At 66.4% G+C, this 9314-nt stretch carries 8 protein-coding genes; 2 read left to right on the top strand and 6 right to left on the bottom strand.

From position 1 onward, the window contains the following. Window positions 1-653, bottom strand: a 653-nt coding sequence (locus BN903_RS04510) for a sulfatase-like hydrolase/transferase (protein ID WP_048076757.1), incomplete at its 3' end; no start/stop codon positions are given. 194 nt (window positions 654-847) lie between these two features. Between BN903_RS04510 and BN903_RS04505 the strand changes: the two genes are divergently transcribed. Then, window positions 848-2074: an ABC transporter substrate-binding protein gene (locus tag BN903_RS04505; protein ID WP_048076756.1), complete on the top strand. Its 1227-nt coding sequence runs from the start codon at window positions 848-850 to the stop codon at window positions 2072-2074. 2 nt (window positions 2075-2076) lie between these two features. Continuing rightward, window positions 2077-2382, top strand: coding sequence for a hypothetical protein (locus tag BN903_RS04500; RefSeq protein ID WP_048076584.1), 306 nt, complete (start codon window positions 2077-2079; stop codon window positions 2380-2382). A gap of 37 nt (window positions 2383-2419) precedes the next feature. Here BN903_RS04500 and BN903_RS04495 read toward each other — a convergent pair whose 3' ends face one another. The 5 genes from BN903_RS04495 to BN903_RS18390 form a co-directional block, all read right to left on the bottom strand. Beyond that, window positions 2420-2794, bottom strand: a complete 375-nt coding sequence (locus tag BN903_RS04495) for a hypothetical protein (RefSeq protein WP_048076583.1) — start codon at window positions 2792-2794, stop codon at window positions 2420-2422. Continuing rightward, on the bottom strand, window positions 2787-3707 hold the full coding sequence (locus BN903_RS04490; protein WP_048076582.1) for an ABC transporter permease: 921 nt from the start codon (window positions 3705-3707) through the stop codon (window positions 2787-2789). The genes BN903_RS04495 and BN903_RS04490 overlap by 8 nt, the downstream gene beginning before the upstream one ends. Then, a complete protein-coding gene (locus BN903_RS04485) occupies window positions 3704-4717 on the bottom strand; it encodes an ABC transporter permease (RefSeq protein ID WP_048076581.1) in 1014 nt (337 codons plus the stop codon). Before BN903_RS04485 ends, BN903_RS04490 begins: the two co-directional genes overlap by 4 nt. Window positions 4718-4792: 75 nt before the next feature. Continuing rightward, window positions 4793-6433: an ABC transporter substrate-binding protein gene (locus BN903_RS04480; protein ID WP_048076580.1), complete on the bottom strand. Its 1641-nt coding sequence runs from the start codon at window positions 6431-6433 to the stop codon at window positions 4793-4795. A 107-nt stretch (window positions 6434-6540) separates the two neighbouring features. Continuing rightward, window positions 6541-9267 (bottom strand): ABC transporter ATP-binding protein, encoded by a 2727-nt coding sequence (locus tag BN903_RS18390; RefSeq protein WP_048076579.1) that lies wholly within the window; start codon window positions 9265-9267, stop codon window positions 6541-6543. Window positions 9268-9314 lie beyond the last annotated feature (47 nt).

Raw genomic sequence — 9314 nt, 5'->3', positions numbered from 1 at the left:
GGGTCGAGCACCTCGGAGACGAGCGCGTCGAGGTCGGCGGCGTCCTCGCGGACCCCCGGCGCGTCCGGGAGGTACGGGAAGTCGTCGAGGTCGACCGCGTCGGGGTCGGCGTCGTCGTACGTCCCGTCGGGGAGGTACTCGCGGCGGAACGGGCGGTGCGGCTCCTCGATGCCGATGGAGACGAAGAAGGGATCGTCGGCGTCGGCGCGGTCCGCGAAGAAGTCGTCGACGACGTCGACGAGGTCGAGCGCGCGCTTCGTCCCGCTGTCGACGTACTCGTACCCCAGCCGCTCCGGCTCGTCGGGGACCTCGTGCTGGAAGCCGAGCAGAGCCGTGTCGTACCCCGCCGCCCGGAGGTGTTTCGGGAGCGTGTCCCAGTCGTCCCCGAGCGCCCAGCCCATGTGCGCCAGCCCCATGACGCCGTTCTCGTGGGGGTAGTAGCCGGTCATCATGCTGGACCGGCTGGGCGAACACTGCGGGGCCGAACAGAAGCTGTTCGCCATCCGGGCACCGTCGGCCGCGATCCGATCGATGTTTGGCGTGTCGACGTCGGCCCCGTAACAGCCGAGGTGCTGCCCGAGGTCGTGACAGTGAACCAGCACTACGTTCGGACGACGCGTCGAGTCGGCGGACGGGTCGGCTTCGACCGTCATGTCCCCATCAACCGCCGAGACGCCAATAAATAGCGGTGGTCACCGATCGCGTCGCACCGGTTGAGATTAGTGACTATAGCGGTAATTAATAAGCAAATTTGAAGTAATTGGGACCGAACGATGGGAACGACATGTCCGATGATCGATCCTGTACTACGCGGCGGGGCGTACTGAAGACGACCGGAACCGCGTCGGTGCTGGGGAGCGTCGCACTCGCCGGTTGTTCCGGCGGCGGATCCGACGGCGGGGACGGCGGGGACGGGGGTGACGGCGGGGCCAGCAGCCTCGAAATCACGGGCGTCTGGTCCGGCGGCGAGCAGGAGTCGTTCAGCAAGGTGATGGACTTCGTGGAGGAGTCGACGGGAATGAGCTTAGAGTACTTCCCGCGCGACACCGACAGCCTGCTCACCGGGACGCTGATGGACTACGAGTCCGGCGTCGCCTCCGCGGACATCGTCGTGATGCCCTCGCCGGCGCGGATCATCTCCGACGCGCAGAACGGCCACCTCGCACCGGTGGGCGACGCGTGGGACCCGGAGAACTTCGCGGTCGACCCGTCGCGGGTGACCGTCGACGGCGAGGTGTACGCCGCGCCGTTCAAGATGGACCTCAAGCCCGGCTTCTGGTACCGGAAGTCCTTCTTCGACGAACACGGCCTCTCGGAGCCGGAGAGCTACGACGAGTTCCTGACGCTGCTCGACGAGATCGCGGCCATCGACGGCGTCGACGCGCCGATCGCCTCCGGGAACGGGACCGGGTGGCCGCTCAGCGACCTCACCGAGGGCTTCCTCATGCGGCAGGACGACGGCGCGTCGCTCCAGCAGGGCCTCATCGACGGCGACGCCTCCTTCACCGACGACCGCGTCGCGACCGCCTTCGACGAGATCAAGGCGCTCCACGAGGAGGGGTACTTCAGCCAGACGCGCGACTTCGGCGTCCAGTACGAGTACTTCTGGGACAACAGCCTCCCGCTGTACTTCATGGGGTCGTTCACGCCGGCGCAGGACGCGGTCCAGGACCCCTCGGACCTCGGCGTCTTCCGGCTCCCCGGCGTCGACGGCATCTCCTCGTCGGTCAACTGGTTCACCGTGCCGACGTACTCGGACAACGTCGACGCCGCCCGCGAGGCGCTGAGCTCGTTCGTCTCCGCCGAGGGCCAGCAGGTGTGGGTCGAGGACGGCGGGTTCATCGCCTCCAACACCGAGGTGCCAGACGACGCCTACGAGATCGAGGTCATGGCGAACCTGCCCGACCTCGCCGCCGAGGTGACGGTCGTGCCCGACCTCGACGACGCGCTCGGGAACCCGTTCCAGCAGGAGTTCTGGTCGGTGCTCAAGGGCCTGTGGGCCACGCCCGACACCGCGACGGAGGAGATCACGAGCGCGCTCGACGACGCGCATCAGGAGACGCTTAACGACTGACGATGTCGTCGACGTCGACCACGGACGACCGAGGCGACCGCCGCGGGTCGCTGGCGCAGATGTTCGACCCCGAGGAGCTTCGCCGCCGGAACCTCGTCTCGCTCGGGATGGACGTGCTCATCCTCGCGACGACCGGGCTCCTCTCGATCCTGTTCACGATGGGGTTCTGGCCGGCGGCCATCGGCGCGATCCCGATGATCACGCTGCTGTACTTCGGCTGGGCCTCCTCGAAGGCGTTCTTCGTCGCGCAGGTCCTCGCGATCGGTGTCGCGCTGCTCGGTACCGTGACCGGCGTGTTGCCGTACTGAGTCGGAAGGATTCGCGGTCGAATTTTCGCGACGCCGGCTACACGCCGAACGCGACCGAGAGCAACGCGGCGGCGAACGCCCATCCGGTCCCCGTCCACGACAGCACGAAGAACGCCTCGCGTGCGCTCGCCTCCGTCCAGTTGGAGGAGACGTCGAGACGTGCTTGGAGTCCCTCGATGGTCCGGCCGAGACCGACCGCCGTCGACCACGCGGTGACGCCGAACCCGAGGACTAACGCACCGAGCGCGAACGAGGTGTCCGTGGCCGGCTTCGGCGGCCAGAACGCGAGTAGTCCCGCGGAGACGACGGCCCCGACCACAGCGCCGACCACCGCCCATCGAACCGCACCGAAGACCAGCGTCCGGTAGCGGACGCGGCGAGACCGCGATATCGGGAGCGAGGAGTCAGTCAACGGTGTCTCGCATCCGCGGGTCCAGCGCGTCGCGCATCCCGTCGCCGAGGAGGTTGAACCCCAGAACGGTGAGCGCGAGGAACAGTCCGGAGAAGAACGACCACCACCACGCGCCCGAGAAGAGCCCCCGTTCGACGCCCTCCGAGAGCATCATTCCCCACGACGGGTCGCCGGGGCTCGCCCCGAACCCGAGGAACGACAGGGCGGCGATGTCGATGATAGCGAGACCGTAGTTCAGCGTCGACTGGACCGTGATCGGTGCCAGACAGTTCGGGAGCACGTGCCGGATCAGCAGCCGCGGGTCGGTCGCCCCGAGCGCGTACGTCGCGTCGATGTACTCGTCCTCTAAGACCTTCAGCGCCGCCCCGCGGACGACGCGGGCGAACCGCGGCGTGTACACGAGCGTGAGCGCGGCGACGGCGCGCCACAGCCCCAGCGACTCCGGGAAGATTGTGACGAGCGCGAGCGCCAACAGGAGCGAGGGGAACGACAGCAGCACGTCCATCGTCCGCATGATGACGTTGTCGGTCAGGTCGCCGTAGTACGCCGCGACGACCCCGGCGGCGATCCCGAGGACCGTCGACGCCAACACGGTCGCCGTCCCGAACTTCAGCGCGTACCAAGCCCCGTACAGCACTCGGGGGAAGATGTCGCGCGCCTGTCCGTCGGTCCCGAACCAGAACTCCGTGCTGGGTGCCGCCTGAGTCGGGTTCGCGTTGAACATCGTGTCGACGATCGCGTCGAGTTCGTACGTGAGCCGGGCGTAGATCGCCACCGCGAACATCGTCCCGATAATCAGTAGCCCGAACACGGCGATGCGGTTCGAGAGCAGCTCCTGAAGGAACGGACTGGCGCGGAGCCGCTCGACGACGTTCCGTTCGACGTCCGACGACTGTGGTGTTTCGGTGCTCATTGGTCGATCCGGGGGTCTAGAACCGAGTAGGTGATGTCCACGAAGAGGTTCACGAGCGTGTACATGAACGCGAAGACGAGGACGGTAGCCTGTACGACCGGGTAGTCGCTCTGTTCGATGGCGGTGACGAGGAGCGTGCCGATCCCGTTGATCTCGAAGACCGTCTCGGTCAGGACCGACCCGCCGAGGAGCGATCCGAACTGGATCCCGATGATGGTGATGACCGGGATGAACGCGTTCCGAAGCCCGTGTTTCAGCACGGTGATCTTCTCGCCTTGCCCTTTCGCGCGTGCGGTCCGCATGTAGTCTTGGCGGATGACTTCGAGCATCGAGGACCGCATCATCCGGGAGATGAACGCCATCGAGTAGATGCCGAGCACGACGACGGGCATCAGCAGATGGGTGGCCGCGGACCGGAACGCCTCGACGTTCCCTTCGATCAGCGTGTCGACGAGGATCAGTCCCGTCGTGGTGTCGACGAAGTACGACGAGGATATCCGGCCGCTCGTCGGGAGCACCCCCAGAATCTGTGCGAAGAGCAGGATCAGCAGCGGCCCGCTCCAGTAGATCGGGACGCTGATTCCGGCGAGCGCGCCGACGCGCGTGAAGTGGTCGGTCAGCGTGTCCTGTTTCACCGCGCTCAATATTCCCAGCGGGAGTCCGAACAACAGCCCCGCGATCTGACCGAGGATAGCCAGCTCGATGGTGATCGGCAGACGGTTCACGAGGATCGAGCGAACCGGCGTCCCGCGCTGGATCTGGTAGGACTGTCCGAACTCGAGCGTGGCCGTCTCGCGGAGGAACCGCAGGTACTGTTCCCAGAGCGGATCGTCTAACCCGAGGTTCGACCGAACCTCTTCGACGAACTCTTGGCTCGCCCGCTCGCCCGCGATGGTCAGCGCAGGATCGCCGGGAGAGAGGTGGAGGATCGCGAAGACGACCGTCGCGACGCCGAACAACACCGGCCCTAGCAACAGGAGTCGTTTCGCGACGAACCGCTTTGATACCATTTACAGGAACCCGTATTTTCAAACGGCTAAAAACTTCCCGTCACCGGGGGTCGTTCGTCCCGTTCGCGGTCGGATTCACTCCACTTCGACGAGGTGGAGGTGCGGACCGCCGATCGCGGACACCGTGTAGTTGCTCACGGCCGTCCCCACGCCGCGGATCTCGTCGGCGTAGTCGATGTACACCCACGGGGCCTCGTCGCGGGCGATCTGTGCCGCCTCGTGGTAGAGGTCCGCGCGGCCGTCCTGGTCGGCCGTCTGCTGGGCCTCCTCGATGAGGTCCATGTACTCCTGGTTCGCCCACGCCGCGCGGTTCGAGGTGTTGAACCCCTCCGTCTCCCAGTCCACCCAGTCCTGTCCGTCCGGGGACTCTACCTGCGGGTGAAGCAGCACGTAGTAGAAGTTGTCCGGGTCGGCGTTGTCCGTGTACCAGCCGGACAGCGAGGCGTCGTGATTGCCCTCTCCGGTGTAAGTCAGGTAGTCGGAGAACTGGCGGTCGTCGATCTCGACCTCGATGCCGATCTCGCCGAGGTTGGTTCGGATCGTCTCCGCGGTGGGGAGCGGCGCGGGGTTGTAGCCGCGAGCGTTCTGGAACGTCGTGAGCTGGAACGAGAAGCCGTCCCCGTAGCCGGCCTCCTCCAAGAGGCTCTGTGCCTGATCGAGGTCCTGCGGATAGGGGTCGATGTCGTCGTTGTGGCCGAACAGCGCCGGCGGACACGGCTGGTCGGCCTGCGTCGCGATCCCGTCGTAGACCTCCTCGACTATCGACTGCGTGTCGATAGCGTAGCTGATCGCCTGCCGGACGCGAGCGTCGCGGAACGCCTCGACGCGGGACTGGTTGAACACCATGTAGCCGATGTTGATCCCTTGGCCGCTGACGACCTCCGCGCTGTCGGCGTTCTCGACGGTGCTGATCGTCGACGGGTCGAGGTTGTCGATGATCTCGAGTTCCTCCTCGACCAGCGCCTGCGCACGCGTGGAATTCTGCCCGCGTTCGATGAACAGCAGTTCGGCGATCTGCGGACCGTCTCCCCAGTAGTCCTCGTTCGGCGTCAGCCGGATGCGACCGTTCGCGTTGTCGAGTTCGTCCAACTGGAACGGCCCGGTCCCGTTGGCGTCGCCGTTGAAGTCGAAGCCGCTCTCGATGTCGTCCTGCGAGAGGACGACCGCCGCGAACATCGCGAGGTTCCGAAGGAACGGCGCGTACGGCTGCGTGAGCGTGATGTTGAGCGTGTAATCGCCGTCGGCCTCCACGGAGTCGATCCAGTTTCCGAGCGTGAACGGACCGTAAGCGGACCCCTCCTCGAAGTAGTACTCGTAGTCCTCGTCCGTGAACCGCCGGTACGTGGCGATGAAGTCGGCGGCGGTGAACTCCGTGCCGTCGTCGAACTGAGCGTCTTCGCGCAGCGTGAGGGTGACCTCGGTCCCGTCCATCGACCAGTCGGTCGCGAGCGACTCGGTGATGGCCGCCTCGCCCGGTTCGAAGTCGATGAGCCCGTCGTATATCTGGTTCGTGACCTTCGAGACCTCGCCGCTCGTCGTGTTCTGCGGGTCGAGGGTCTCCGAGTGAGCGCTCCGCCCGTACCTGAGCGTGCCGCCTTCACTCCCGTTCCCGCCCGCACAGCCGGCGAGCGTGCTCGTTGCGGCCGTCGCGACCGTCGCGCTCCCGGCGGCTTTCAGGAAGCTTCGCCGGGGTACCTGGTTGTTATTACCAGACATAGATATGTCTACTAACACCAACATAGATAACAGTACCGGACGGCTGGGTGTCGGTCAGAAGTATCAGCGGTTCTCGAAACGGTTCTCGGGACCCGTCTCCCGACCCGTCAGTTCAGTTCCTCGGTGAACAGATGACACGCCGCGGGGTGGTCGTCGTCGCTCAGCGCGGGGTCGCTCCGCTCGCAGACGCTCTCGAAGGTCTCGCGGAGGACTCGTTCGGCGCGCTCCCAGTCGTCGTCGGCCAGCGCGTCGAACGACTCCTCGACGGCGTCTCCGGCCGGTCCCGACAGCGGGCCGTCGAAGAACTCCGCTCGTATCGCCGCGTGGAATCCGCTCCCGCCGTCGGCGGCGACGCCCCCCGGTGACTCTGCGGCGCTCGCTCGCTCCCGCATCGCCGCGAGGTCGATGTTGCGCGTCTCGACCCGCTGTCGGTAGAACATGACCTCCCGGTAGCGCTCCTGATCGATCGCGAGGTCGTCGGGCGGAATGACCGCCGGACACCGCGTGCGGAAGTGACAGCCGCTGGGGGGATTGATCGGCGAGGGCACGTCGCCTTTGAGGAGGGTCCGGTCTTCGGTCTCGGCGAGCGGGTCCGGCTCCGGAATCGCCGACAGCAGCGCGTTCGTGTACGGGTGTTTCGGCTCGGCGAACAGCTCGTCCGTCGCGGCTATCTCGACGATCTCACCGAGATACATCACCGCGACGCGGTCGGAGATGTGCCGCACGACCGAGAGGTCGTGAGCGATGAACAGATACGTCAGCCCGTACTCGGCCTGAAGGTCCTGCATCAGGTTGATGATCTGCGCTTGGACGGAGACGTCGAGCGCGGACACCGGCTCGTCCGCGACGATGAAGTCGGGGTCGACGGCGAGCGCCCGGGCGATGCCGACCCGCTGCCGCTGCCCGCCGGAGAGCTCGTGCGGGTACCGACCGTACTGACTCCGGTCGAGACCGACCTCGTCGAGCAGTTCGAAGACGCGCTCGCGGCGGCGTCCCTCGGCGAGGTCGTGGATCTTCAGCGGCTCCATGACGGTCTGCCCGACGGTCATCCGCGGGTCGAGACTCGACATTGGGTCTTGGAACACCATCTGCATGTCCTTGCGCTTCTCCCGGAGTTCGGTCTTCGAGAGGTCGCCCAAGTCCTCGCCCGCGAACACGACCGTCCCGTCGGTCGGCGGATCGAGGTGGAGGAGGGCCCGTCCGGCCGTCGACTTCCCGCAGCCGGACTCGCCGACCAGTCCGAGGGTCTCGCCGGCGTGAACGTCGAGATCGATACCGTCGACGGCGCGAACGCTCGGCGCGCTCCCGAACACTCGGCTCAAGATTCCCGTCTCCTGTTCGTAGTACTTCCGCATCCCGTCGAGCCGCACGAGCGGCTCCCCGATGTCGTGTTTCGTCGCCGATTGGACGCCGTCAGTACCGTACTCGTTCTCGTCGAACTCCGGGAGAATACATTTCGACCGGTGGTCGACGTCCGCCCCGCCGTGCTGGAGGAACGGGATCTCTCCCGTCCGGCAGTCCGGCTGAGCCCACGGGCAGCGGTCCGCGAAGTGACACCCGTCGGGCATGTCGATGAGGTCGGGGACGTTCCCCTCGATCGGCGTGAGCCGCTCTTTCTCCTCGGTCGGAATCGACTCCAGTAGGGTGTACGTGTACGGGTGGCTGGGGTCGTGGAATATCTCCTCGACGGGTCCCTCCTCGACGATCTCTCCCGCGTACATCACCGCGACCCGGTCGCAGGTCTCCGCGACCACGCCGAGGTCGTGGGTGATCATCAGCACGGACATCCCGAACTCGTCTTGGAGGTCGTCGATCAGGTCGAGGATCTGCGCTTGGATCGTGACATCGAGCGCCGTGGTGGGCTCGTCGGCGATGAGCAGGTCGGGTTGACACGCCAGCGCGATCGCGATGAGGACGCGCTGGCGCATGCCGCCGGAGAACTCGTGCGGATACTCTTCGAGCCGCGACATCGCTTCCGGGATCCCCACGTCGGTGAGGATGTCGACGACATCGTCGATTATCGCGTCGTCGAACTCTCGACCGCCGATCTTGGGGAGGATCTCGCGGATCGCGTTGAGCCACGTGTCCCGCTTGCGCCCCCCGTACCGGTGGAGCCGGAGCGACTCCGCCACCTGCTCACCGACGGTCACCGCCGGGTTGAGCGACGTCATCGGATCCTGAAAGATCATCCCCATCTCGCCGCCGCGGATCTTCCGCATCGCCTCCTCGGGCGCTGCCGTGAGATCGATCACGCCCTCGGAGACGGTGATCGCGTCTGCGGGCGTTCCGCCCCGGAGCTGTTCGCGGGCCTCGGCGTCGACGTAGACGAACCCGTCGACGGCCCCCTCCAGCGCGTCCGTGAGCCCGTCGGCGATGTCCTCGCCCGAACCGTCGGACAGCCGTCCAGCGGCGGCTCGGAGCGTGTCCGCGAGCCCCGCGGGATCGCTCTGGTCCGTGAGGTCGTCGGCGATCCCCCGGAGTTCCCGTGGCGTCGAGGAGACCTCCGTCCCCTCGCGGAGGTCGGCGGCGATCTCCCAGACGGCGTCGATCAGCGCGAACGGATACGACACCACCGCACCGTCGTGGTCGGCGGCGAGGTCGGCGGCGAGGTCGGCCGATCGGAGCGACGCTCGGCCGCCGACGACCTCGCCGGGGCTGTCCACGAGGTCCATCGCGGACAGCGCCGTGACGCTTTTGCCTGATCCAGATTCGCCGACGAGACCGACCGTCTCGCCCTCTTCGATCGTGAGGTCGACGCCGTCGACCGCTTTCACCGCGCCTCGTTTCGTCTTGAACTGCGTCCGGAGACCGGAGAGTGAAAGGAGGTCAGTCACTACACGAGAGACGTTCCGCATCGGAGAAATAGCTTGTGCCCCCTTCG

The organism is Halorubrum sp. AJ67, from assembly GCF_000513435.1.
The sequence above is the reverse complement of the archived record's forward strand: the minus strand, read 5'-3'. Positions and strand labels throughout refer to the sequence as shown.

Excerpts from the sequence above, each read along its gene's own strand:
- BN903_RS04500 (WP_048076584.1), top strand. The coding sequence starts at position 2,077 with ATGTCGTCGACGTCGACCACGGACGACCGAGGCGACCGCCGCGGGTCG.
- BN903_RS04490 (WP_048076582.1), bottom strand. The coding sequence starts at position 3,707 with ATGAGCACCGAAACACCACAGTCGTCGGACGTCGAACGGAACGTCGTC.
- BN903_RS04485 (WP_048076581.1), bottom strand. The coding sequence starts at position 4,717 with ATGGTATCAAAGCGGTTCGTCGCGAAACGACTCCTGTTGCTAGGGCCG.
- BN903_RS04480 (WP_048076580.1), bottom strand. The coding sequence starts at position 6,433 with ATGTCTGGTAATAACAACCAGGTACCCCGGCGAAGCTTCCTGAAAGCC.